Here is a 23,914-nt window from a genome sequence, read left to right as displayed (position 1 = left end):
ATATTCGGTTTGTAAAGGTTATTGAAAATAATAGGTGAAGAATGGGCCTATAGCTCAGCTGGCTAGAGCGCTCGACTGATAATCGTGAGGTCCCAGGTTCAAGTCCTGGTAGGCCCACCATGATTGAATAATCTTTGTTGGGGAATTAGCTCAGCTGGGAGAGCGCCTGCCTTGCACGCAGGAGGTCAGCGGTTCGATCCCGCTATTCTCCACCAACATTACACCAAAACCAAAGTAGAACGCAAATTAGTAAATTTTAATATTAGTACTTAAGAGAAGTATTAATATTAGGATTTATCCTAAATGTTATTTAAAAATTTAATGTTAAAGTCTTTAAAATTTTTTCGAATTAGAATAAAGAGATTTATTTTAATACAAAATAGAAAACAATTTAAACACACAATTACTGTTTTATTAAATATTGTATTTAATAAGATAGTAGCCAAGGAATAATTATCAAAAAAGGTAACTATAGAGATATAGTTATACAAATTATAAGCTATTAAGGGCTAATGGTGGATGCCTAGACTGTAAGAGGCGATGAAGGACGTATTAGGCTGCGATAAGCCTCGGGGAGCTGCCAAAGAGCTTTGATCCGAGGATTTCCGAATGGGACAACCCAGCATATAGAGATATATGTTACCCTGCGGGGAGCTAACCTGGTGAAGTGAAACATCTCAGTAGCCAGAGGAAGAGAAATCAAATGAGATTCCGTAAGTAGCGGCGAGCGAACGCGGATTAGGACAAACCCTATGCTTGCATAGGGGGTTGTAGGACCATAATGTGAGACTTAAAAGAGTAGTAGAAATATCTGGAAAGGTATAGCATAGAAGGTGAAACTCCTGTATACGAAACTCTTGAGAGCTCTATTGGTATCCTGAGTAGGACGGAACACGTGATATTTTGTCTGAATCTGGGGGGACCACCCTCCAATCCTAAATACTACTTACAGATCGATAGTGAACAAGTACCGTGAGGGAAAGGTGAAAAGTACTCCAGCGAGGAGAGTGAAATAGAACCTGAAACCATTAGCTTACAATCATTCGGAGCCCTATGTTGCTTGCAACAGGGTGACGGACTGCCTTTTGCATAATGAGCCTGCGAGTTGTGGTGTCTGGCAAGGTTAAGTCAAGTACGGAGCCGTAGCGAAAGCGAGTCTTAATAGGGCGACATAGTCAGATGCTGCAGACCCGAAACGAAGTGATCTATCCATGAGCAGGTTGAAGCTGGTGTAAGAGCCAGTGGAGGACCGAACCCATTGACGTTGAAAAGTCTCGGGATGACTTGTGGATAGGGGTGAAAGGCCAATCAAACTTCGTGATAGCTGGTTCTCTCCGAAATATATTTAGGTATAGCCTTATGTCGTAACATATAGGGGTAGAGCACTGAATGGGCTAGGGCTGCTTACCGCGGTACCAAACCCTATCAAACTTCGAATACTATATGCGTAATCATAGGAGTCAGGCGATGGGTGATAAAATCCACCGTCGAGAGGGGAACAACCCAGACTAACAGCTAAGGTCCCAAAGTTACATCTAAGTGGAAAACGATGTGAAGTTACTGTGACAACCAGGAGGTTGGCTTAGAAGCAGCCACCCTTTAAAGAAAGCGTAACAGCTCACTGGTCTAGTGATTTTGCGCGGAAAATATAACGGGGCTAAGATGTACACCGAAGCTTTAGACTTGTACTTGTACAAGTGGTAGGAGAGCGTTCTATTCAGCGTTGAAGGTATACCGACGAGGAGTGCTGGAGCGGATAGAAGTGAGCATGCAGGCATGAGTAGCGATAATTGAGGTGAGAATCCTCAACGCCGAAAACCCAAGGTTTCCTACGCGATGCTCGTCATCGTAGGGTTAGTCGGGACCTAAGTCGAGTCCGAAAGGGGTAGACGATGGCAAATTGATTAATATTTCAATACCAACAAATAAGCGCGATGTGGGGACGCATAGAGTTAATCGAGGTCACTGATGGAATAGTGGCTCGAAGGATGTAGGTTGTATCTTAGGCAAATCCGGGATACATTCGACCGAGATCTTACAGGCTGTTGCGATTCTTCGGAATCAATTCAGAATCGATGATACTGTCGTGCCAAGAAAAGCCACTAAGTATATTATTTGTTGCCCGTACCGTAAACCGACACAGGTGGGTGGGATGAGTATTCTAAGGCGCGTGGAAGAACCCTGGTTAAGGAACTCTGCAAACTAGCACCGTATCTTCGGTATAAGGTGTGCCTACTATTGTATAGAAACTTGCTTTCAAAAGCGATAGAGGTTGCAACAAAGAGTCCCTCCCGACTGTTTACCAAAAACACAGCACTTTGCTAACTCGCAAGAGGATGTATAAGGTGTGACGCCTGCCCGGTGCTCGAAGGTTAACTGATGATGTCAGCGCAAGCGAAGCATTTGATTGAAGCCCGAGTAAACGGCGGCCGTAACTATAACGGTCCTAAGGTAGCGAAATTCCTTGTCGGTTAAATACCGACCTGCATGAATGGCGTAACGAGATGGGAGCTGTCTCAACCAGGGATCCAGTGAAATTGTAGTGGAGGTGAAAATTCCTCCTACCCGCGGAAAGACGGAAAGACCCCGTGCACCTTTACTACAGCTTGACACTGTAGCTTGGATATTCATGTGCAGGATAGGTGGGAGGCTATGAACTATGGACGCAAGTACATAGGGAGCCACCCTTGAGATACCACCCTTGAATATTTGAGTTACTAACTGGGACGAGTTATCCTCGTTCAGGACAATGTCTGGTGGGTAGTTTGACTGGGGCGGTCGCCTCCTAAAAAGTAACGGAGGCTTGCAAAGGTTGGCTCAAAGCGGATGGAAATCGCTTGTTGAGTATAATGGCATAAGCCAGCCTGACTGTAAGAGATACAACTCGAGCAGAGACGAAAGTCGGTCATAGTGATCCGGTGGTTCTGTGTGGAAGGGCCATCGCTCAAAGGATAAAAGGTACGCCGGGGATAACAGGCTGATCTCCCCCAAGAGCTCACATCGACGGGGAGGTTTGGCACCTCGATGTCGGCTCATCGCATCCTGGGGCTGGAGCAGGTCCCAAGGGTATGGCTGTTCGCCATTTAAAGCGGTACGCGAGCTGGGTTCAGAACGTCGTGAGACAGTTCGGTCCCTATCTTCCGTGGGCGTAGGAAAGTTGAAGAGATTTGTCCCTAGTACGAGAGGACCGGGATGAACGTACCACTGGTGTACCAATTGTTCTGCCAAGAGCATCGTTGGGTAGCTACGTACGGATGTGATAAGAGCTGAAAGCATCTAAGCTCGAAGCCAACTCTAAGATGAACTTTCCCTGAAGATCCCAGCAAGACTAGCTGGTTGATAGGCTGGATGTGTAAGTGAAGTAATTCATTTAGCTGACCAGTACTAATAGATCGTTTGGCTTATTTTATATATTTCTTGGTTTACTATCTTATTAAGTACATACTTAATGAGTATGTGTGTAAAAGACTTTAACATTAATATACTCAAGATTGAGTTGAGTATTAAGAGCATTTATTGCTTTTACTACTCAACTTTGTTGGTGATTATAGAGAAGTGGAAATACCCGGCTCCATTCCGAACCCGGAAGTCAAGCACTTCATCGCTGATAATACTGCAGGGTCCCCTTGTGGAAACGTAAGTCGTCGCCAACTCTTGAGTCTTTTTTAAGCTTAGTTCTATTTAGACTTTCAGTCTTTTTAGCACTGAGCTTTTTTTTAGCACTTTTTTTACTATTCCATGAACTAGAATTTATTCTTTACTCTCAGGTGTCAATATTATTCAATATTCACTATTAGTTATTCATTATTATAGCTCGCATAGCTCCAACGGTAGAGCAATCCCATGGTAAGGGAGAGGTTGTAGGTTCGATTCCCACTGTGAGCACCACTTCGCTTTTATAAAAACAAATCAATTTAGTAAATAATATTTCATAAAAGAAAACTTTTGAATTAACTTTTCTATTAATTAATTTATTTTGTATATAAAGTATCATATGATAATAAGATTTAATTGTTTATTCTATAAATAGAGATAAGTTTACTCAAGCTTAAATTAATTGGAAAATAGAATAATTAGTTTATATTGATTTTTTACATCTAATTAGTGTCTGACATAATCCAATGTCATCAATTGTTTCAATTACTTCTAATCCTGCTATTATTAATAATTTCTCAAAATCAGTATATTTAAACATTTTACTATATCCATTTGCCATAGTGGTAAAGTAAGGAGAAGTATTTATTACACAGTATGCAGCTGTTTCATTACTTTGTCTATCCCAAAATGGTTCCATAATACATACTTCGCTATTTTTATCAATTGAATTTGTTATTTTATTTAAGATTTTTATGATTTGTTCTTCTTTAAAGCAATCTAGAAATTGGCTCATCCAAATAATATCAAAATCTTTTGGTATTGAAATTTCTTCTTTTAAAATATTTGCTTCGTATGTTGAAATATTATTTATATTATTTTCATATATATTTTGTTTTGCTAGTTTTACTTGTTGTGGTAAGTCCATTATTGTTATATTTGTATCTGGATTCTTTTGTGCAAATAGCATCGCAAACTTACCCGTATTTCCTCCTATATCAAGTATTGATTTAGGATTTAGTTTTTCTAATATTTTTATTGCTTTTGGAAATCCAGAATCAGAATACATATGATCAAAGTCAAACCAAGAATCTTTTACTTTTTGTGGTAAGGTTGAAAGAGCTGGGTATATTGTATCTTTATCACTAAATACTTTTAATCCTTCTGCTCTTCCACTTTTTATTGATTCTTCTAGATAAAATAATCCTAAGTAATTAACATGATGGTTATAGTTCATATTAGTGTTAGTCATTTTGTCACTATGAATAAAAAAACCAATTTTTGTCAGATATATTTTTTCATTTTCAATTGAAACTACATTTGCACTTAATGCTGTTTCGCACAATAATTGTATTGCATACTTAGTTAGATTACTTTCTTTTGCTAATTCTTCATATGTTAATCCATCTTTATTATCAGCTAATATTTCTAATAATTTTAAATCTCTCATTGTTCTTACAACTTGGAATATAATTGGAGCGAATGCAATTTTTTGAGCTTCATATTGTGCTTGCATTGCATTTATTTTATTGTTATCTTTGAAGAAATTTTTCATATATTAACCTTTAAGAGCTATTGTTAATTCACCTTCTGAATAGGTGTCTTTTTCGTCAAACAACTCAAACTTGTACTCAGTCATTGTACCAAAGTTAAAAGATTTTGATATTTTAATTTGATAATCTTCTTTTTTAAACTCAGATAACTTTTTTATATTTTTTAAAGAGATTAAAAAACCTATTATTGGTTCTTTTTTATCTTGTGCAAAAGCAGCACTACTTTGGGCAGCTGCTTCACTAACCATTGCTAGTGTTGGTATATAAGGGAAATAACACTTTACAATATAAAAGTCTTCATTTTTTTCTATAATTTCTTGAGCAAATCTTATAGGTGCTTGGTGTGGTAAATTCATTAGATATTTATTTCTATTATGTTTTTTTTGTCTTTTTTAAAAATTTTAGCGATATGTAGTATATGTTCTATTGATTTTGGATATTTAGTATTTTGTATATCTTTTAAATTTATTGTTGCTTTTTCATTAGTAACTTTAACTTTCAATGCAACAGCACTTTCTAAATATTTTATGCAAGTATTTACTTCTTCAATATTATTTATATTTAATGTCTCAGCACAAACCAATAGCATCTCATCACCATCTAAAGCTTTTATTGCACCTACTTTTAAAACTTTTAGAGAAGTTTCTTCTCCTGATGAGATAGTTAAGATTTCACTAGTATTATTAGACAAAATTGAAGCATATGATACAGGTGTATTATAAACAGAGTTTTGGAAATCTGTAGGAGACAAAATTTCATTATTAGAAATTGCATTTAATATCCTTGATGTTGATAATAACTCTCCATAAGATGTCCCAAATATTATTCTACCTTTTTTAAAATTTATATTTGAAATAAGTTCAAGTACAAGTTTTGAAGCTCTTGTAAGTCTTCTTCTTATTATCATTTTTGGAACTAGTTCTTTTGTTCTTAAGTCTGCAATTTCTTTTTCACCAAAGATATAAGAGGAATTTATTATTTCTAAGTTTATCTTCATTTGACAAGTCCAAAAACCAATGAAGTATTATTTCCACCAAATGCAAAAGAGTTGCTAAGTACATAATCAACTTTTGATGAAGTAGTTTCAAAAGAGTAGTTTATATCATCTATTTCTATTTCTTTTAAGTCTTTATTTGAAGGAATAGTCTGTTTTATTAAAACCATGCATGAAATAATTGCTTCTATAGCTCCAGCTGCTCCTAAAGTATGGCCAGTAATTGATTTAGTTGAACTAACCTTTGGTTTATTTTCTAAAAATAAAGATTTTATAGCATTTAATTCAGAAAAATCATTGGCAGTAGTTCCTGTGCCATGGGCATTTATGTATGAGATGTCATTTCTATTTAAGTTTGCATCTTCTAAAGCATTTTCCATTGCTTTTTTAGCTCCTAAACCTTCTGGATGTGGTTGTGTCATATGATGGGAATCTGAACTATATCCAACTCCACATAATTCAATAGAGTTATTTTCTTTTTTATTTTGTAATAATAAAATTCCAAAACCTTCAGCTACATTCATCCCTTCACGATTTTTGTCAAAAGGAGTACATGGTTTTGAGGATAGAACACTTAATGCTGAAAATCCACACACTGTAGTATGTGATAAGGAATCTATTCCAATAACTAAAACATTTTCATATAATCCTTTTGAAATTACTTCTTTTGCATAGCCTAAGGCATTTGCACTTGAAGTACATGCCGTAGAAAAAGATACATCATCATAGAATTCATAATGTTGTTTTAAAAAATGTGATATTGCATCAACAGGGTGTTTTTTTGGATTGATTTCTTTATAGTTCTTATTTTTGAAAAAAAGTTTTTCTGTTTCATTCATTCCTCCAACAGAAGAACCAATTATTAAAAGAGTATTTGAAAAATCATGTAACTTTGTAATGTCTAATAATTTATCACATCTTTCTTTTAAAATATTATTTAAGTCTTTATCTCTTTGTATTCCACCAATTGCAACATTTCTTTCTTTAACATAAGTTGAATTTATTGAAATGGTATTTTTTTTTAGGCAAATTGATTCAAATAACTCTTCTGAATTATTTCCTGCACAAGAAATTGAATCAAAATAATTTATATAGGCTTTATTATTTATTTTCATTAATATAGTTTAATAAGCTAGATACAGATGCAAAAATATCTTGATATTGTTCAGTATTACTTATTTTTACACCATATTCTTTTTCGATAATTAAAACTAATTCAATTGAATCAACAGAGTCTAATCCTATTCCATCATCTCCAAATAAAGGTGCATCATCTTCAATATCATCAATCGTGAAGTCTTCTAAATTTAGGCCTTCAATTAGTACTTCTTTAAACTCATTAATAGTTGTCATATTTTATTTTAACCTTCTAAGTAATCTTACGAAATAGTACTGTTTTTCATCTTTTAATCATCTTATAAATTATCTTTTAATAAATTATTTTGTACAATAACGAATACATATAGAAAGAAAATCATAGTGAAGTTATTTAAGAATTTATTTGAAGTTTTAGAAAAATCAGAAAACTATTACAAAGTTAAACTGGCAAATAAAGAACATCCCGTATTTAAAGCACATTTTCCTCAAAACGAAATTCTGCCTGGATTTATGCAAATTGATATTATCTCAGATATATTAAATCATAAAATTATTACTATTTCAAAAGCAAAGTTTATGTCAATCATAAAACCTGAAGATATAATTGAATATTATATTACTTGTGTAAATGTATCTAAATATAAAATAATAATAAAAAGTGAAAATAAGAAAATAAGTGAAATAACATATGAAATTTAGTGAAATTATAGTTGTAATACCTACATATAATAATGATTCAACAATACAAAGAGTTGTTGATGATGTATTATCTTATAATATTAAAACAATAGTTGTTGATGATGGATATGATAATCCAGTAGAAGAAAAGTTAAATAAAAATTCAAATTTAATTGTTTTAAGACATCCTTTAAATAAAGGAAAAGGTGAAGCAATTTTAACTGGTGCCAGGAAAGCAAAAGAACTAGGCTACAAGTATTTTATTAGTTTAGATGGTGATGGACAACATTTAGCAAGCCAAATAGAAAAAATCATAAATGCATGTGATGGGGATAACCAAATAATAATTGGTGCAAGAAATTTTGAGATAGATAATGTACCTAGTGGTTCTAAATTTGGTCGTTGGTTTAGTAACTTTTGGGCAACATGGGATACAGAACAAGAGATAAAAGACTCACTATCAGGATTCAGATTATATCCCACTTCCATTTTAGATTTAGATATCAAAACTTCAAGATTTGATTGGGAAATGGAAGTTTTAGTAAAACATGCTTGGAAAAATAGATTGATAAAAGAAGTAACTATTGAATGTTATTATCCAACTGCTGAAGAAAGAGTTAGTCACTTCAAAAAATTTTGGGACACAGCAGCCATTGTAATGGTTCATATTAGGCTCTTACCTTTTAAATTCTTTTTAAAAAAAAGATATAAGTAGATGACTGTTAAACAAAGAGGAAGTGGTTGGAGTATAAAACTTGTATTTAATTTATACAAGCTTTTTGGTTATAAATTTGTTTATTTTTTAATGTATCCCGTGAGTTTTTTTTATTTTTTACTTGCATCAAATGTAAAATATTCTTTGAAAAAATACTATAAAACATTAGGTTTAGAATTTAATAATTGGATTTATTTTGAACATTTAAGAATGTTTGCAATTTGTCTAGTAGATAGATTTATATCTAAATATGACTCAAATTCATATAATTTTATTTATGAAGAAAAAGAAACTATTTTAGAAATAATGAATTCTAAAACTATTTTACTATTTTCTCACTTTGGAGGTTGGGCTTCAAGTTCTAGTAATCCAGTAACTAAAAATAGAATCAATATTGTTATGCATGAAGTTATTTTAGACAGTATAAAAGAGATTGAAAATAGTATTGAAAAAAAACTTTCAAATATTCATGTTATTGACCAATCAATGGGACAAATTCCTGTTTCTATTGAAATAGCAAATGCAATTTCTAATAATGAAATTATAGCAATAATGGCAGATAGACCAACAAGTGATAAATATAAATATAAAGCAAAATTCTTTGGTAAAGATGCATATTTTAATAAAAATCCATTTAAAATTTCTTATAAAACCAGAACACCTATTTTGTGCTGTTTTGTAGTGAATACTGGATTACAAAAATATAAGGTAGAAACAATAAAATTAAACTTAGATTTTAATTTAAAAGAGAAAGAAGCTATTGAAATAGCTATAAAAGAATATGTTAAATTATTTGAAGATATTTTATTAAAATATCCAAATCAATGGTTTAATTTTTATAATTTTTGGGAGAGCAAATGAATTTACAAATAGATAAAAGATATATAACATTAGATGAAATTACTAAAGCCTCTAATATTGAGATTTCAAAAGATAATGTATTTTTGAATTATATAAATCATACACATGATTTTTTGATGAATGAGATAAAAGATGGTAAACCAATTTATGGTATTACAACAGGATATGGGGCAAGTGGAAAGAACTATGTAAGTTATGAAGATAGTAAAACTTTACAAAAAAATCTTTTTAGATTTCATGGGTGTGGTATTGGAGTAAATTTATCACATAAAGTTTGTAGATATGCAGTTATTATGCGAACAATATCTTTAAGTAAAGCAAAATCAGGAGTAAGTGTTGAACTTCTCAAAAGGTTAGAACTTTTAATCAAAGAAGATATTATTCCTGTTATTCCTTCTCAAGGATCAGTTGGAGCGAGTGGTGATTTAACTCCTTTATCATATATTGCAGCTGTTATTGCAGGAGAGAGAGAAGTTTATTATAAAGGTGAAATAAAAGATGTGATGGAAGTTTATAATGAACTAAATATATCTGCTTATGAATTTAAACCTAAAGAAGCCTTAGCAATTATGAATGGAACTACAATCATGAGTGCCATTGCACTAGATGCAATTGAAGAGTTTGAAATAATATTAAATTCTATGGAATCATATGTTGCTGGAATGTTTGAAGTTCTTTTGGGTGATGATACTCCTGTTGAAGATTTCGTGCATGAATCAAAACCTTTTAGTGGGCAAATAGAGACTGCAAAAAATATCAAAAATAAAATTCAAGGTTCAAAATTAACACATGGAAGAGATGATAGATATGATAAGTTCTTTGCGGACAATGACTTAAATATTCAAGATACCTACTCTATGAGATGTGCACCTCAAGTTTTAGGTGTGATTAGAGATAATTTAGTTATTTCTAAAAACTGGGTTGAAACAGAGATAAATTCTGTAAATGACAATCCTTTGATTGATGGAGAAAATAAAAAAATTTATACATCAGGTAATTTTTATGGTGGATATGTAGCACATGCTATGGATACATTAAAAATATGTGCTGCAAATCTTGCTGATTTATTAGATAAAGAGTTTGCTCTTTTAGTTGATCACAAATTTAACAGAGGATTAGGTGAGAATTTAAAACTTTCACATGAGCCATTTTATCATGGTTTTAAAGCTATGCAAATAAGCCTTAGTTCTTTAAGTGCGGATGTTATTAAAAATACAGCAGCTGCTTCTATTCACTCAAGACCAACAGAATCATTAAATCAAGATAAAGTTTCTATGGGAACAACTGCTGCTAATGATTTTGCAAAAATGATTCCAGACTTATATAATATGCTTTCAATTGCTTTTATTGGTATGGCTCAAGCTGTTGATATTAGAGGTGAGGGTGAAGTATCTTTTCATCTTAAAAATATCCATGATGAAATTAGAAAAATAATCAAACCACTTTATGAAGATAGAAGAATGGATTTTGATATAGTAAATATAAATAAAATAATTAGAAGTGCAAAACTAGTATAAAGAAGTAAAATGGAAAATAAAAAAGTATTAGTTACCGGAGCCACTGGCTCTATTGGAGAATCAATAGTCAAAGAGTATGCTAAAAATGGATATTTTGTATATATTCATTACAATAGTAATAAAGAAAAGGCTGAAAAAATATTAGCTGAGATAAATCAAAATGGTGAGCTAATTTCTTTTAATATGCAAGATAAAAACTCTATTCGAGAAGCTTTAGAAAATCTTGATGTTGAAGTTTTGGTAAATAATGCTGGAATTATAAAAGATAACTTGTTTTTCTTTATGAATGATTATGAATGGGAAGATGTAATTAATATAAATCTAACTGGGCTTTTTTATGTTACAAAAGTTATTTCTAAAAACATGATGATGAGCAAGCGAGGTAGTATTGTAAATGTTGCATCAATTTCAGGAATAAGTGGAAACTCTGGGCAAGCAAATTATAGTGCGAGTAAAGGTGGAGTTATAGCTTTTACTAAGACTTTATCAATAGAGCTTGGGCGATATAATATTAGAGTAAATGCCCTGGCTCCTGGAATAATAGAATCAGAAATGATTGAAAATATACCAAATGTTAAAGAGCTAAAAAAAGCTATACCTCTTAAAAGATTTGGGGAAGCCGAAGAAGTAGCTAAATGTGCTTATTTTATGGGTGTTGATGCTACTTATGTAAGTGGAGAGGTTTTAAATATCAGTGGGGCAATGGTTAGATAGAGTTTATGAACTTACTCATATCTTTGTTTTATGCACCTATTGTTTTTTATTCATTAAGAAATTTTGAATTAAAAACGGTTTCACTTATAATTTTTATTTTTTCTTTGTTTTGGTTCATCTTTAGTATTAAAAAAAGTATAAAAGAGTACATTTTCCCTCTTTTTTATTTGATGGTATCTATTTTGGCATATTTTTTAGATAACTTTTTATTTTTAAAAATGTTACCATTATTGATTTCTGGATTAATTTCAATTTATATTTTATATAGCTATATTTCTAAAAATTCTTTTATTTTTATTTTTTTAGAAAGATTGAAGAAAAAGGTTGAAGAAAAAGAGAAAAATTATATTCATAAATCAACACTGTTTTGGTTTTATATCTCTTTGACAAATGTCTCAATTCATTCTTTTGTACTTTATTCAAAAGATATGTTTTATTGGACATTTTATTCATCTGTTGGTTGGTATTTTTTGTTTATTATTGCTGGAATTGTACAATTTGTTCATAGAAAAATTTATTTAAAGGGAAAAGTAGATGTTTAAAGTTTTATTTTTATTTTTATTTTCTACTCTTTTTTTATTTTCAAATGAAATTGAATTTAAAGAAGAAAAATATATAAGTGCACTAAATGCTAGCGTATATCGAAATGGTATTTTAAATATAAATAATGACTTTATAAAAGTTGCATATCCCCAACAAAATAAATCATTTACTTTCACAAAAGAAAATATAGTAGAAAAAGATGGCAATAAAGAGAATATTATTACTTATGAAGATAATTTGGATTTGACAATTTTTTCAAAAATCATAGAAAGTATTTATACAAATAAAGTGGAAGATATACAAGAGTATTTTAAAATCAAAAGAAATAATGAAGTTACGACTTTAATCCCAAGTGAATATGTAGCAAATTTGATAAATAAAATTGAGTATCAAAAAATAGATTCAGAATTAAAGTTTTTGAAGATATATTTTACAAATGATGATTGGATAAATATTGTTCAAACTCACTAACTATATAAATATATTAATATTATGTACTTTAGTCATACTAGTAGTACTTTTTGGCTCTTTTAGTCATATATCAACTGATCTACAATTTGTACTTCCAAATAGTGAAAAAAAAGAATTACTAAATGAATTTAATAATTTAAAAAGTACTAAAAAAATCTTTTTAAGTGTTGAGGGATTAGAGAAAAATGCTTTAGAAAAAATTAAGAAACTAGAAAGTTCATTTTCTAAAATAGAGGGTGTAAGTCTTGAAAAAACACATGAAAATAAAAAATTAAAAGAGTATAAAGACAAATACAAAGTTTATATAGAAAATATAGATGAAAAAAGTTTAGATAATCTAAATATAACTAAAAAACTTGAAGAGATAAAATCAAATCTATTAAAATCAAATTTCTCATATTTTATAAATAAACAAGATCCTTTAAGTCTTTATTTTAAGGATAGTTCATTTAAAAACTTGTCCCTAGAAAACAATCACCTAAGTATAAAAAATAAGGGTTATATTTCTATTTTTAATCTTGATAGTTCAATAAATACAATTTCAGAATATGAAAGAATTTATGACTCAATAGAAAAAACAATATTCAGTGAAAAAGATATAAAAGTATTTTCACCTATTTTTTATTTTGTGGAAAATTCAAGAATAATAAAAAGTGATGTAAACAAGATAATTGCAATTTCTACTTTTTTATTAATATTATTGTATTTAGTGATTTTGAAAAATGTGAAATTACTTTTAAATACTATTGTTACCTTGGTCTCATCTATTCTATTTTCACTATTGCTTTGCTCTTTTTTCTTTGATAAATTATCTATTTTTGTTATGGTCTTTGGTATATCTATTTCTACTGTTGCCATTGATTATATGTTTCATCACTTTATGCATGATTATTATAAAGAGAAAAAAGGTTTTAATAAAGATGTATTTTTAGGAATGTTTACTACTGTTGGAGCATTTGTAATTTTATCTTTTGTCTCTTTTGATTTGATTAAGCAGTTTTGTTATTTTTCTATTATTTCTCTATTATTTTCATATTTTCAGTTTGCATTTTTATATCCAAAAATTAAATTTTCTCATAAAAATACTACTACAAAGTATTATAAACTCTATTCAAAAGTTAGACCTATGTATGTTATATCTTTTGCAATTATATTATTGATATTTTCTATAGATAGATTTCACTTTGATTTAAATCTAAAGAATCTTGATGTAAATAATAAGCAATTGAATCAAACAGGAGAGTATTTTAGTAATAATTTAAATATTCAAAAAAATATGCCTGTTTTACTAAAATCAAAATCAATAGAAAAACTAATTGAAAATGCAAGGATATTGAAAAATAATTATCCTAATTCTTATATTCCAATTTCTATATTAATCGATGAAAAAGGCTTTTTAGATAAAAATCTTTTATTACAAAAGATAAACTTAAAGAATATAAAAAATCAATTGGATAAAAAAGCTATGCAGTTAGGTTTTAAAGTCAATTATTTTAAAGATGCCTATATTTTAAATGATAATAAGCCAATTTATACAAAAGAGTCAATAAATGATTTAGGTATAGATGTAATTAGATTTAAAGATTATTTTTTAACTTATGCAAATTTGCCAAAAGATAAGATTACTGAATTTTCTAAGTATAGTTTTATCGTAAACATAAGCATCAAAACAATGTTTGAACAAAATCTAAGTTCTATATATGATGAACTGATGGTTTATGGCACAATAACTATTTTATTTATTTTACTTATGTTATTTTTATCAACAAAAGATAATTATCTTTTATCTTTTGCATATTTGATTTTTCCAATAGCTTTAATATTATCATTGTCCTTTTTTATGACATTTAATATTTTGCATTTTTTTATGTTATTTGTGATTTTATCTATAAGTATAGATTTTGGTATTTACTTAGGTTCAAAGAATTTAGATAAGAGTACTTATACCGCTATTTTTTATTCTTTATTATCTACTTTTGCTGGATTTGGTGTATTGATATTTTCTAAAGTAAATGCTCTGTTTTCAATAGGTGTTGTTGCATCTGTTGGTATACTTGCAATTACACTTCTAATAATAATTTTAAAAAGGCCTTCTTATGACTCTTAAAGTATTTAATGATAATAGTTCAGTAAATGAATATGAAATAAAAAAAGAATTATTTTTTGAAAAAGAATACTTAGATAAAGTATCTTATATAGCTTCTTCAAAGAAAGAAACAAATGTTTTAAATATGATTAAATCATATTTCTCAGGGGCTAAGTCAATTTTATTTGATGAAACAAATAAGGCATTGAGTGATTCTTTAGATAAATTAAATATAAAAGAATTTAATGAGCCAAGAGATGATAAAAATATTTTTTATGATAAAGATTTTATGTTTTTATATTTTAGTTCAGGAAGTACAGGGTTTCCAAGTGGAGCATTAAAAACAAAAGAAAATATTTTAGAAGAAGTAGAAGTAATTACTTCATCTTTAAAAGAGTTTAATATAAAAAGAGTTATTGTTACTGTACCTTTTCTTCATCTTTATGGTTCATTATATGGATTGTTTTTTCCTTTAGTAAATGGAATTGATATAATACTAAAAGAGCATTTTTTACCCCATGATCTTTTAGATATGATAGATGACAATTCTTTAGTAGTAACAACACCTTTATATATAAAATCTTTAAATAGAGTAAAAGAATCAAAAGACCTTTCTAAATCATTATTTGTAAGTTCAACTGGTCCATTATCAGCTAATGATGCAAAAGATTTCAATGAAAAGTTTTCTGCAGATATTTTACAAATATTTGGATCTACTGAAACAGGTGGAATATCATATAAATTTAATGATGATTCTCTTTGGACAACTACTCCAAAAGTAATTACCTCTACTAATGAAAAAAATGAGTTAAAAGTGGAGTCTCCTTTTATTTCAAATTTGATTTATGAAAAAGAGTTTAAAATAACAAATCATCAAATACAAACCTTCGATTATGTGGAATTTTATGAAAATAAATTTAAACTAATAGGACGAAGCTCACAAATTCTTAAAATAGCTGGAAAAAGATACTCTACAATACAAATAGAAAATATCTTAGAAGAGGTTGATGGAATCGAAAAAGCAGTTGTATTTGTAAATTCAAATGAAAAGAATAGTTTAAAAGATGAGGTTTTGGATATCACAATTGAGAGTAAGCAAGAGTTCTTAGCTAAAGATATAAGAAAGATATTACAAAATGAGTTATCAAATATTAAATTTTCTATCAATTTAAAAATTGTCGATAAAATAAAAACATCAGTTGTTGGTAAAAAACTTGCAATTCAATAATTTATTGGTAATCAGCTATAATCAACATACTAAAAATAAAGTAAATTAATGTCTATTATAATAAAAGATTTGAATAAGTCATATAATAATGTTCCTATTTTAGAAAACCTCTCATTAGAGATTAAGACAGGTTCTGTATTTGGTTTATTAGGTCCAAATGGTGCGGGGAAGACTACTCTTGTATCTATTTTAAATCATCTTATTTTAAAAGACTCTGGTAATATAGAAATTTATGGCTTAGATTTTGAAAAACAGAAAAATGAAATAAAAAAGATATCATCTTATATTCCTCAAACATATGCTTTTTATCCTAATTTAACTAGTTATGAAAATTTGGAATTTTTTGCAGCTTTATATGGACTCAAAGGTGATACTTTAAAAAAACAAATTTCATATTGTATTGAAGCTACTTCTTTAGAAAAGTTTATAAATAAAAGAGCTTCGACATATTCAGGGGGAGTAAAAAGAAGATTGAATATTGCTATTGGTTTACTTAATTCTCCTAAAATAATATATTTTGATGAACCAACAGTTGGAATTGATCCCCAATCAAGAAAATACATCTTAGAAGTAATAAAGAATCTAAATAAAACCCAAGATACAACTATTATCTATACTTCACATTATATGGAAGAGGTTGAATATTTATGCGATGAAATAGCTGTATTAGATAAAAATAAAATTATATTACAAGAGAAAAAAGATGTTTTAGTAAAAGAAAAATCTATTATTGAAGTTGAGCTAGATAATCAAAAAATAGATGTTGATATTTCTAATTCTTATGATAAGTTTTTGGATTTAATGCTTGAAATAAAAAGTAAAAATAAAAATATCAAAAATATTAATTTTCCAGATAAAAAGTTAGAAAAGCTATTTTTATCCCTTACAAAAGAGGATTTGAGAGACTAATGTTTAAATATATTTTAAAAAAAGAGTTATTATTAATATTTAGAGATATTCATGCTTTGATGGTATTATTTATTATGCCAGCACTTTTTATTTTGATAATGTCATTGGCTTTAAAAAATACATATTCAGATAGTTTTGAAACAAAATTAAAAGTTGCAGTAGTAAGTTCTGAAAACAGTGATATAAAAGAATTTGTCAAAGGTTTAAATAAAAGTAAGTATTTTTCTGCAAGTTTAGTAAAAAAGGGTACTTTTGATACTTTGATTTATAAAGAAAATTATGATTTTATCGTAATGATTGATAAAAATTTCAAGTCACAAATAAATAAAAATACTAAAAATTTTGAGATAAAAACTTTTAGTAAATCTAATATAAAAAATGAGTATTTTTATATATTAAAAAATAGTATAGCTGAGATTATTTCAAAAAGTATTATGAAAGATTATTTTATAAAATCAAAAATCGATGCTAGGACACTTTCAGTTCTGAGTGATAAAATAAGTAATACATATATTTATAAAAATAATAAACCAAGATTGAAACCAAGTTCAGTACAACAAAGTGTTCCAGCTTGGCTTGTATTTTCTATGTTTTTTATTTTAATACCTATTTCTAATACTTTTATAAATGAGAAAAATTTTGGTACGATTTCAAGAATTAGAAGTATAAATTTATCTTTGTTCCCTATATTACTTGGTAAAATCATTCCATATTTTATTGTAAATCAAATTCAAGTTGTGATTATGATTTTAGTAGGAATATTTATTGTTCCTTTATTTGGTGGTGATTCTTTGATTATAAGTGGAAACTATTTACTTATATTTTGTATGAGTAGTGCTATTTCACTTGCCGCAATATGCTTTGCTTTATTTATAGCAAATATTAGTAAAACTACAGAAGAAGCAACTTCTATTGGTGGAGTTACAAACATAGTTTTAGCGGCACTTGGCGGAATCATGGTTCCTAAATTTGTGATGCCACAATTTATGCAAGATATTTCTTCTTATTCTCCTATGTCTTGGGGATTGGAAGGTTTATTGGAAATTTTTGTTAGGGGTGGAAATTTTAGTGATATAAAAATTTATTTAGTATATTTGATAATATTTGCCATAACATTTTTACTTTTGGCATATATGATATTAAAAAAAGGAAATAATCAATGAGTGATTTAAAATATGAATTAAAAAAGTTAATTATTGAAGAGTGTGAAAAAGAGTGTGAAGTAGAAGATATCAAAGATGATGATATTTTATTTGATCCGGAATCTCCTTTAGAACTTGATTCAATGGATGCTCTTCAAATATCTATGGCTTTACATAAAAAATATGGAATGAAGACAACAGATAGCAAAGAGCTTAGAAAAATAATGGTTTCAATTAACACTTTAGCAGAATATATAGAATCCCTTAATGAATAAAGTTTATATAACAGGCTCATCAATTATTTCTGCACTTGGAAATAATAAAAAAGATTCTGTTGAAAAAATCCAAGAAATTACAGATGATAATTATTTTGAATATTTAAAAGATAATTTTCAAGAATTGAAATATTATCAAATAAAGAAAAACTTTGTATCAAATGAAGAGAAGTTTTATTCAATCTTAGAAGAAGTGGTACTAAAAGCAATTGAAGATGCAAAGTTATCAAAAGATGAAGCCAAGGAGTTACATATTTTTTTAGGTTCAACTTCAATGTCAATATCCATAGTAGAAGAACAACACTTAAAATATAAAAAGGGACAATCATCTGATGAGATTAAAAATATAGGATATGGAGAAATTGGTAATTTTATTGAAAACTTAATTAGTTCAAAATACAAATCAACAATAATCCAAACTGCTTGTACTTCAAGTGCAAATGCAATTTGTCATGCAAGTGATTTTATAAAAAATAATAAAATAAAAAGAGCTTTAATCATAGGTTTTGAGTTTTTTAATTATACGACTTATAGAGGATTTCAATCTTTGATGCTTTTAAGCAAGTCAGGAGAATATAAACCCTTTGATATAAATAGTGATGGATTGATTTTAGGTGAGGCATGTTCTGCTGTTATATTAGAATCAGAAAAAAAAGAAGAAAATGATTTTGAAATATTATCATCAAGTAACAGCTTTGATAGTTATTCTGTGACAAGTTCTAATCCAAATGGAGAAGTGACCCTTTCTTGTATGGAAGAGGCTTTAAATAAAGCCAATTTATCTATAGATAAACTTACTTGTTTAAAAGCACATGCAACAGGAAGTGAAAATTCAAATTTATCGGAAGTTGTTGCTATTGATAAGTTGTTTAAAAAGTATAATCAAAAAACTGATGTTGTGATTTTAAAGCCATATATTGGACATACTTTAGGTGCTTGTGGAACAAATGAAGTTGTTTTATTGTGTGAGAGTATTAAAAACTCTTTTTTACCAAAAACAATTAATTTTTATGAGAAATACAACAACATAGATTTTACTCCTTTACTAAAAAGTAAAGAGATAGATAAAGCAACTATCCTTTTTCATTTTATTGGATTTGGAGGAAGTAATACTTCTATGATTTTAAGTAATGAGAGCTAAATGTATATAAAAAGTATTTATAAACAAGTAAATGAAAATAAATCTGCAAAAGAGTATAGAAAAGATTTAAAAGAGATTTCTAGTTTAAATTTTAGACGGAATTCAAAATTAAATGTTATGGCTGTTTATGGGGCATTAAAGGCATTAGAAAATATAAAATATAAAGATAACTTATCCATCTACCTTGCTAGTGAATATGGCTGTATTGAAGATTTATTAAAAGTATTGAATCAAATAAATAGTAATGAGTCTTTTGTTATGCCCTTTGATTTTTTAAATGTAAATACAAATAATACTGGATTTCTTATCTCTCAAGCATTACAAACAATTGGAAATAATATAAATGTTTCATCTGAAGATTTATCTTTTGAAAAAGCATTCGAGTTAGCTTATTTTGATTTTTATTTTAAAAAAGTAGATGAAATATTAGTTGGAGGAGTAGATGAGTCCCTTGATAATGTTTCAAATCATAACTCGTTTATAAATAATTTAGATAATTTAGATTCAAAAGATGGTTCATCCTGGCTGTATATAAATAATGACAAAACAAACTCACTAACTGAAATAAAACATTTTGAATTTTTTACAAATTTGGAAGAGTTGAATAAATATTTAAAAACTATTGATTATAAAATTGTTGGATTAAATCAATTTGCAAAAAAATATGTGAGTGAATTGCAAATAGATAAAAATTTAATATATAAAAGTAAAAATAACTTTTGTGGAACTTATAGTGTTCCTGATATTATTGATTTGTTAAAAAAGAAAGAAGAATCATCTGTATATATTAGTTTAGATTCTAAGAAAAGAGCTTATCTTTTCTTTTTTAAATGTGACTAAATAGTTTTCAATATTTTAAAGGCTTCTTCTTCTAAAGTTGAAGCTTTTATTAGAATATCTGAGATTTCTTTACTATTGAATTTTTCCATTTTTTTTGCAGACTCCACACATCTTAAAGCAAAAAATCTAAGTGTATCTCCTGATTGGCTAATTAGTTCACTAGCTTTTTGAAGTTTTTCATTATCCAAATTATATTTTTTTGATTCTTGTAAAAATGCTGCATACAAAAATCTAAATCCACCGCCACCAGTTCCTATTTCTTCTTGCATTCTTACTATATGAGTTAGATAGTTTTTTATATATCTATGATCGGTATTTTTCTGAAGTTTTTCTATTGATTTTGCTAATTTTCTCATTCCTTTGATTCCTGCAAAAGGGAAGGGTGTTAACATAGATTTTGCATTTTTTTTAATAGCTTTTTTTAGTATTGTTGTAAAATCAATATTTTTAGGAATATTTGTAGGGTAATAAATAAATCCTTTAGGGGCAAATGCTCCTTTTGCAAATCTAGCAATTGTTAAATCTTTTTCACTACATTCAACTACATCTTCAAAAACAGGATCAGAGATTTTATATTTTTTGCCAACTTTTCCATAAACTAATAGATTGTGTGCATTGAAGTGAAATCTCATATTCTCAGGCATATATGGAAGATAAAAAACAGAAGTTTGTAAGCCTACAAGTTTTTTTTCATCTTCTACTATTTTAGTAAGTTCCAAATTCGCTTCTAAAAGATTTTTATATTGTTTTTTGAAAATTGTAACACCTAAAACTTTTTCAATCTTTTTTACAATATTTTTAGGCAAATCTCTATATGCAATCAATGGAAGATTATTTATTTTTATAAAAGGGAAAAAAGCAAAAGAGAGCGTACTTGTCATTCCAAAAGCCATAGGTTCACTTATGTTTAGTCCATAATGTGTTAATAAAGTAGAAACAACTCCACTTTCACAATGTGCAAATTGAGAATGTTTAAAGTTTTCTGTCATATTTAAAATCCTTTAAGTCTTCAATCTCAATATTAAAAGCATCTGCATATTTTTTAATTGTATCATCTTTTAATTTTTTAAATATTTTCATTTTAAGATGTCTCTTAACTCTAAATGAAAACATATCTACTGCACTTGTTAGGGTTGGTAAATCCATTCTATTTTTATACATGTAATATTTAATTGGAGATGCAATATTATTTTGAATATCTTCTAAACACTCTTTTTCTAATTCTTTATACTCTTCTACTGCTGTAATAGTTGCATATTCTTCTACACTACTTGCATAATTTATTCTTTGAAATTCTCCATTGTCATCTGTTCCATACATAATTTTTTTTTGTCCATCTAGTGTAGAATTATTTTCTTGTGGAACATCAATTTTTTTCATTAAACAACTTCTAAAGACATAAATGCAGTAGAAAATCTTCCACTTTCGGGAATATAACAAAGGATTTTCTGACCTTTTTTTAATCTATCACTATTAAATAATTCTTCTAACATGATATACATAGAAGCACTCCCTGTATTTCCATGTGTTACTAGATTTGTAAACCATTTGTCATATGGAATTTCAAAGTTTGCTTTCTTTAATCCTTCATATAATTTATCTCTAAAGTATGTTGAAGAATAGTGTGGTAAAAAATAATCATATTGTTCTGGATTGATTTTTCGTTTTTCAATTATTTTAATTAAAGGTTTTATTACTGTGTATTCAACGATATTTTCATTTAGAAGTTTTACATCTTGTCGTACACTTAATAATGACTTTTTCATAACTTCTTCTTGCTCATAAGCACGCCATGATTTAATAGAATTATTTTCAAGTATTTCTAGTCCACTATACATACAAACAGGCATTTCTCCAGCATATGATAAGACATCAATAAACTCAATTTTTAAAGAAAGCTTATTTTTATTTGCTTTGTTTTCTACTCTCATAGCTCCTGCACCATCAGAAAGCATCCATCTTAGAAAATCTTTTTCAAATGCTATTCCTGCATTTCTTTCTAACTCTTCTAATTGATGGTTTGATTCTTCTGTGAAGTTTCTAGCACATAAGATTGGAGAAGATGCTTCTGAACCACAAGAAACTGCTTTTGTAAGATCTCCTGCTTTTATTCCATAATAGATATATTTCAATGCATTTATTCCACTTAAACAAATTCCAGAAGCTGATATTGTTTCAATTCCACTTATTCCCAATTCTCCTTGCACCATCAAAGTATGTCCAGGCATTAATTGATCAGGTGAAGTAGTTCCACAAGCTAAACATTGAATGTCATTTAAAGTAAAATCTTCATCAATTAACTTATTTATTGCATTTGAACAAAGTTGTGCATTTGTAAATAATGACTTTTGAGTTCCTTTTTCTAAAACATAAAATCTTCTTTTTATTCCATTACTTCTTAAAACTATATTTTTTGCTTTTGATTTTTTACCACCAATATAGCCCAAATATTCTTCTATATCTTTATTATCTACAGGTTCATTTGGCATAAATTTTTGAATGTTATTTATATAAACATTTGACATTTATTGATATTCCTTTATTCTTTCATCACTACTTCCCGAAGGTAATTCATATAGTTCTTTTTCTTTTATAACTGCATCTTTGTTTATTTTTCTTAAAATCGATTGTATTATCATATTTATAGGAACTACTGTTATTATCATCAATAATAAAAATATTAAGTACAACATTACAATTGGTTTTCTTTTTATGTCACCTGGTTTACCAATTTTTTTTATTAGTTTACCCCAAATAGTGAAGCTTTTGGTTCCTATCTTTTCACTTTTGATAAGTTTTGTATCTACAACAACTGCTTTTAATCCATAAAGTAAACTTTTATTTTCTTTTTCTTTATCATTCATTAAAGCATCAACTAGTGCTTTCCCAAATCTTTGAGATTTTTTTATTTCATTTTCATCAATTCCTGCACTACTTAATCCAAAAATTGAATTTTTTTTACCAGTTAGCATCCATCTAGGTGTTGTGATAAATGTCTCTAAAGAGTTACCTTTGTCAATAAGTACCACATTATCTATTAATTTTGCATCAAGGTTTATTAAGATCTTTTTCATCTTTTCTTGCGCCATTATCCACATATTTCTACAGCCAATCAGAGTAATTACAGGTTTATTTTTAAATTTCTTTTTTGCCCAAGAAGATTTTAAAAATGATGAAATAGGAATAGAAGGTGATAAAAACCAAACTTGATAAGAAAGTATAATCAAATCATAATCATTGGAATCATCTTCAAACTCATTTATTTCGCAAGGATCAAGATAAACAGACTCTGGAAAACTATCCATAAAAGTCATAAGAGACCAAGGAAAAGGAAAAGGTTTTTTTGGTTCAATATTTTTATAAATAACTTCAATATTTTTATTTTCAAATAAAGGTTTTGTGAAATTATTGACTAAATTACTTAATTGTCCAGTTTGAGAATAAGAAATTACTAAAACTTTTTTTTGATTCAAAGTAGATGCCTGAAAGATTATTTTTATTATGATAAAATATCATTTTTTTTATTAAAAATGAATAAGAGAAGTTGTTATTTCG

At 28.4% G+C, this 23,914-nt stretch carries 23 protein-coding genes, 3 tRNA genes and 2 rRNA genes; 19 read left to right on the top strand and 9 right to left on the bottom strand.

The window, feature by feature from the left end:
* The first annotated feature begins 43 nt into the window (after positions 1-43).
* From LXN10_RS02375 to LXN10_RS02355, 5 genes are all read left to right on the top strand, one after another.
* Positions 44-120 (top strand) — tRNA-Ile (locus LXN10_RS02375).
* 19 nt (positions 121-139) lie between these two features.
* A tRNA-Ala gene (locus LXN10_RS02370) sits at positions 140-215 on the top strand.
* 277 nt (positions 216-492) lie between these two features.
* Positions 493-3,409 (top strand): 23S ribosomal RNA (locus LXN10_RS02365).
* A 128-nt stretch (positions 3,410-3,537) separates the two neighbouring features.
* Positions 3,538-3,653: ribosomal RNA gene (rrf, locus tag LXN10_RS02360) — 5S ribosomal RNA — on the top strand.
* Positions 3,654-3,812: 159 nt separating this feature from the next.
* Positions 3,813-3,888: transfer RNA gene (locus LXN10_RS02355), tRNA-Thr, on the top strand.
* 190 nt (positions 3,889-4,078) lie between these two features.
* On the opposite strand, the gene LXN10_RS02350 is transcribed toward LXN10_RS02355, so the two are convergent.
* From LXN10_RS02350 to LXN10_RS02330, 5 genes are read right to left on the bottom strand one after another with little or no spacing between them, the layout of a single operon-like run.
* Positions 4,079-5,149 carry a class I SAM-dependent methyltransferase gene (locus LXN10_RS02350; protein ID WP_375724350.1) on the bottom strand — a complete coding sequence of 357 codons (1,071 nt, stop codon included), beginning with the start codon at positions 5,147-5,149 and terminating at the stop codon, positions 4,079-4,081.
* 3 nt (positions 5,150-5,152) lie between these two features.
* Entirely contained in the window at positions 5,153-5,503 is a 351-nt protein-coding gene (locus LXN10_RS02345; RefSeq protein ID WP_375724349.1) for a hypothetical protein, read from the bottom strand.
* Positions 5,503-6,144: a beta-ketoacyl synthase chain length factor gene (locus LXN10_RS02340; protein ID WP_375724348.1), complete on the bottom strand. Its 642-nt coding sequence runs from the start codon at positions 6,142-6,144 to the stop codon at positions 5,503-5,505. Before LXN10_RS02340 ends, LXN10_RS02345 begins: the two co-directional genes overlap by 1 nt.
* Positions 6,141-7,256, bottom strand: coding sequence for a beta-ketoacyl-[acyl-carrier-protein] synthase family protein (locus LXN10_RS02335; protein WP_375724347.1), 1,116 nt, complete (start codon positions 7,254-7,256; stop codon positions 6,141-6,143). The genes LXN10_RS02340 and LXN10_RS02335 overlap by 4 nt, the downstream gene beginning before the upstream one ends.
* Positions 7,243-7,494: a phosphopantetheine-binding protein gene (locus LXN10_RS02330; protein ID WP_013136123.1), complete on the bottom strand. Its 252-nt coding sequence runs from the start codon at positions 7,492-7,494 to the stop codon at positions 7,243-7,245. Before LXN10_RS02330 ends, LXN10_RS02335 begins: the two co-directional genes overlap by 14 nt.
* Before the next feature lie 126 nt (positions 7,495-7,620).
* Between LXN10_RS02330 and LXN10_RS02325 the strand changes: the two genes are divergently transcribed.
* The 14 genes from LXN10_RS02325 to LXN10_RS02260 are packed head-to-tail and all read left to right on the top strand — an operon-like array spanning position 7,621 to position 20,359.
* Positions 7,621-7,938, top strand: a complete 318-nt coding sequence (locus tag LXN10_RS02325; protein ID WP_375724346.1) for a hypothetical protein — start codon at positions 7,621-7,623, stop codon at positions 7,936-7,938.
* Positions 7,928-8,632 carry a glycosyltransferase family 2 protein gene (locus LXN10_RS02320; RefSeq protein ID WP_375724345.1) on the top strand — a complete coding sequence of 235 codons (705 nt, stop codon included), beginning with the start codon at positions 7,928-7,930 and terminating at the stop codon, positions 8,630-8,632. The genes LXN10_RS02325 and LXN10_RS02320 overlap by 11 nt, the downstream gene beginning before the upstream one ends.
* Positions 8,633-9,493, top strand: a complete 861-nt coding sequence (locus tag LXN10_RS02315) for a lipid A biosynthesis acyltransferase (protein WP_375724344.1) — start codon at positions 8,633-8,635, stop codon at positions 9,491-9,493.
* Positions 9,490-11,010: an HAL/PAL/TAL family ammonia-lyase gene (locus LXN10_RS02310; protein ID WP_375724343.1), complete on the top strand. Its 1,521-nt coding sequence runs from the start codon at positions 9,490-9,492 to the stop codon at positions 11,008-11,010. Before LXN10_RS02315 ends, LXN10_RS02310 begins: the two co-directional genes overlap by 4 nt.
* A gap of 9 nt (positions 11,011-11,019) precedes the next feature.
* Positions 11,020-11,724: an SDR family NAD(P)-dependent oxidoreductase gene (locus LXN10_RS02305; protein WP_375724342.1), complete on the top strand. Its 705-nt coding sequence runs from the start codon at positions 11,020-11,022 to the stop codon at positions 11,722-11,724.
* 5 nt (positions 11,725-11,729) lie between these two features.
* On the top strand, positions 11,730-12,266 hold the full coding sequence (locus LXN10_RS02300; RefSeq protein ID WP_375724341.1) for a hypothetical protein: 537 nt from the start codon (positions 11,730-11,732) through the stop codon (positions 12,264-12,266).
* Positions 12,259-12,738, top strand: a complete 480-nt coding sequence (locus tag LXN10_RS02295; protein WP_375724340.1) for a hypothetical protein — start codon at positions 12,259-12,261, stop codon at positions 12,736-12,738. Before LXN10_RS02300 ends, LXN10_RS02295 begins: the two co-directional genes overlap by 8 nt.
* Entirely contained in the window at positions 12,722-14,845 is a 2,124-nt protein-coding gene (locus tag LXN10_RS02290; RefSeq protein ID WP_375724339.1) for a hypothetical protein, read from the top strand. The genes LXN10_RS02295 and LXN10_RS02290 overlap by 17 nt, the downstream gene beginning before the upstream one ends.
* Positions 14,835-16,052, top strand: a complete 1,218-nt coding sequence (locus LXN10_RS02285) for an AMP-binding protein (protein ID WP_375724338.1) — start codon at positions 14,835-14,837, stop codon at positions 16,050-16,052. The genes LXN10_RS02290 and LXN10_RS02285 overlap by 11 nt, the downstream gene beginning before the upstream one ends.
* Positions 16,053-16,100: 48 nt before the next feature.
* Positions 16,101-16,961: an ABC transporter ATP-binding protein gene (locus LXN10_RS02280; protein WP_375724337.1), complete on the top strand. Its 861-nt coding sequence runs from the start codon at positions 16,101-16,103 to the stop codon at positions 16,959-16,961.
* Entirely contained in the window at positions 16,961-18,124 is a 1,164-nt protein-coding gene (locus LXN10_RS02275) for an ABC transporter permease (protein WP_375724336.1), read from the top strand. Before LXN10_RS02280 ends, LXN10_RS02275 begins: the two co-directional genes overlap by 1 nt.
* Positions 18,121-18,378: an acyl carrier protein gene (locus tag LXN10_RS02270; RefSeq protein ID WP_375724335.1), complete on the top strand. Its 258-nt coding sequence runs from the start codon at positions 18,121-18,123 to the stop codon at positions 18,376-18,378. Before LXN10_RS02275 ends, LXN10_RS02270 begins: the two co-directional genes overlap by 4 nt.
* The gene (locus tag LXN10_RS02265) at positions 18,371-19,519 is read left to right on the top strand and encodes a beta-ketoacyl synthase N-terminal-like domain-containing protein (RefSeq protein ID WP_375724334.1); all 1,149 of its coding nucleotides are present in this window, start codon (positions 18,371-18,373) and stop codon (positions 19,517-19,519) included. Before LXN10_RS02270 ends, LXN10_RS02265 begins: the two co-directional genes overlap by 8 nt.
* Complete coding sequence (locus tag LXN10_RS02260; RefSeq protein ID WP_375724333.1) at positions 19,520-20,359, top strand: hypothetical protein; 840 nt, start codon at positions 19,520-19,522, stop codon at positions 20,357-20,359. It abuts the gene before it with no gap.
* Here the strand turns inward: LXN10_RS02260 and LXN10_RS02255 are convergent.
* From LXN10_RS02255 to LXN10_RS02240, 4 genes are read right to left on the bottom strand one after another with little or no spacing between them, the layout of a single operon-like run.
* Positions 20,356-21,348, bottom strand: a complete 993-nt coding sequence (locus LXN10_RS02255; RefSeq protein WP_375724332.1) for a BtrH N-terminal domain-containing protein — start codon at positions 21,346-21,348, stop codon at positions 20,356-20,358. The two genes, LXN10_RS02260 and LXN10_RS02255, sit on opposite strands and share 4 nt — an antisense overlap.
* The gene (locus tag LXN10_RS02250) at positions 21,332-21,739 is read right to left on the bottom strand and encodes a hypothetical protein (protein ID WP_375724331.1); all 408 of its coding nucleotides are present in this window, start codon (positions 21,737-21,739) and stop codon (positions 21,332-21,334) included. The genes LXN10_RS02255 and LXN10_RS02250 overlap by 17 nt, the downstream gene beginning before the upstream one ends.
* Positions 21,739-22,884 carry a beta-ketoacyl-ACP synthase III gene (locus LXN10_RS02245; RefSeq protein ID WP_375724330.1) on the bottom strand — a complete coding sequence of 382 codons (1,146 nt, stop codon included), beginning with the start codon at positions 22,882-22,884 and terminating at the stop codon, positions 21,739-21,741. The genes LXN10_RS02250 and LXN10_RS02245 overlap by 1 nt, the downstream gene beginning before the upstream one ends.
* Complete coding sequence (locus LXN10_RS02240; RefSeq protein ID WP_375724329.1) at positions 22,885-23,832, bottom strand: dialkylrecorsinol condensing enzyme; 948 nt, start codon at positions 23,830-23,832, stop codon at positions 22,885-22,887.
* Between the last annotated feature and the right edge of the window lie 82 nt (positions 23,833-23,914).

The sequence above is a fragment of the Arcobacter iocasae genome, assembly GCF_042214795.1.
Classification (GTDB): domain Bacteria; phylum Campylobacterota; class Campylobacteria; order Campylobacterales; family Arcobacteraceae; genus Arcobacter; species Arcobacter iocasae.
This window is presented reverse-complemented; position numbering and strand designations above follow the sequence as displayed.

Bases quoted from the DNA above. Each gene is read 5' to 3' on its own strand.
- LXN10_RS02350 (WP_375724350.1), bottom strand. From the start codon at position 5,149: ATGAAAAATTTCTTCAAAGATAACAATAAAATAAATGCAATGCAAGCA.
- LXN10_RS02345 (WP_375724349.1), bottom strand. From the start codon at position 5,503: ATGAATTTACCACACCAAGCACCTATAAGATTTGCTCAAGAAATTATA.
- LXN10_RS02340 (WP_375724348.1), bottom strand. From the start codon at position 6,144: ATGAAGATAAACTTAGAAATAATAAATTCCTCTTATATCTTTGGTGAA.
- LXN10_RS02335 (WP_375724347.1), bottom strand. From the start codon at position 7,256: ATGAAAATAAATAATAAAGCCTATATAAATTATTTTGATTCAATTTCT.
- LXN10_RS02330 (WP_013136123.1), bottom strand. From the start codon at position 7,494: ATGACAACTATTAATGAGTTTAAAGAAGTACTAATTGAAGGCCTAAAT.
- LXN10_RS02320 (WP_375724345.1), top strand. From the start codon at position 7,928: ATGAAATTTAGTGAAATTATAGTTGTAATACCTACATATAATAATGAT.
- LXN10_RS02315 (WP_375724344.1), top strand. From the start codon at position 8,633: ATGACTGTTAAACAAAGAGGAAGTGGTTGGAGTATAAAACTTGTATTT.
- LXN10_RS02310 (WP_375724343.1), top strand. From the start codon at position 9,490: ATGAATTTACAAATAGATAAAAGATATATAACATTAGATGAAATTACT.
- LXN10_RS02305 (WP_375724342.1), top strand. From the start codon at position 11,020: ATGGAAAATAAAAAAGTATTAGTTACCGGAGCCACTGGCTCTATTGGA.
- LXN10_RS02300 (WP_375724341.1), top strand. From the start codon at position 11,730: ATGAACTTACTCATATCTTTGTTTTATGCACCTATTGTTTTTTATTCA.
- LXN10_RS02295 (WP_375724340.1), top strand. From the start codon at position 12,259: ATGTTTAAAGTTTTATTTTTATTTTTATTTTCTACTCTTTTTTTATTT.
- LXN10_RS02285 (WP_375724338.1), top strand. From the start codon at position 14,835: ATGACTCTTAAAGTATTTAATGATAATAGTTCAGTAAATGAATATGAA.
- LXN10_RS02280 (WP_375724337.1), top strand. From the start codon at position 16,101: ATGTCTATTATAATAAAAGATTTGAATAAGTCATATAATAATGTTCCT.
- LXN10_RS02275 (WP_375724336.1), top strand. From the start codon at position 16,961: ATGTTTAAATATATTTTAAAAAAAGAGTTATTATTAATATTTAGAGAT.
- LXN10_RS02270 (WP_375724335.1), top strand. From the start codon at position 18,121: ATGAGTGATTTAAAATATGAATTAAAAAAGTTAATTATTGAAGAGTGT.
- LXN10_RS02265 (WP_375724334.1), top strand. From the start codon at position 18,371: ATGAATAAAGTTTATATAACAGGCTCATCAATTATTTCTGCACTTGGA.
- LXN10_RS02260 (WP_375724333.1), top strand. From the start codon at position 19,520: ATGTATATAAAAAGTATTTATAAACAAGTAAATGAAAATAAATCTGCA.
- LXN10_RS02255 (WP_375724332.1), bottom strand. From the start codon at position 21,348: ATGACAGAAAACTTTAAACATTCTCAATTTGCACATTGTGAAAGTGGA.
- LXN10_RS02250 (WP_375724331.1), bottom strand. From the start codon at position 21,739: ATGAAAAAAATTGATGTTCCACAAGAAAATAATTCTACACTAGATGGA.
- LXN10_RS02245 (WP_375724330.1), bottom strand. From the start codon at position 22,884: ATGTCAAATGTTTATATAAATAACATTCAAAAATTTATGCCAAATGAA.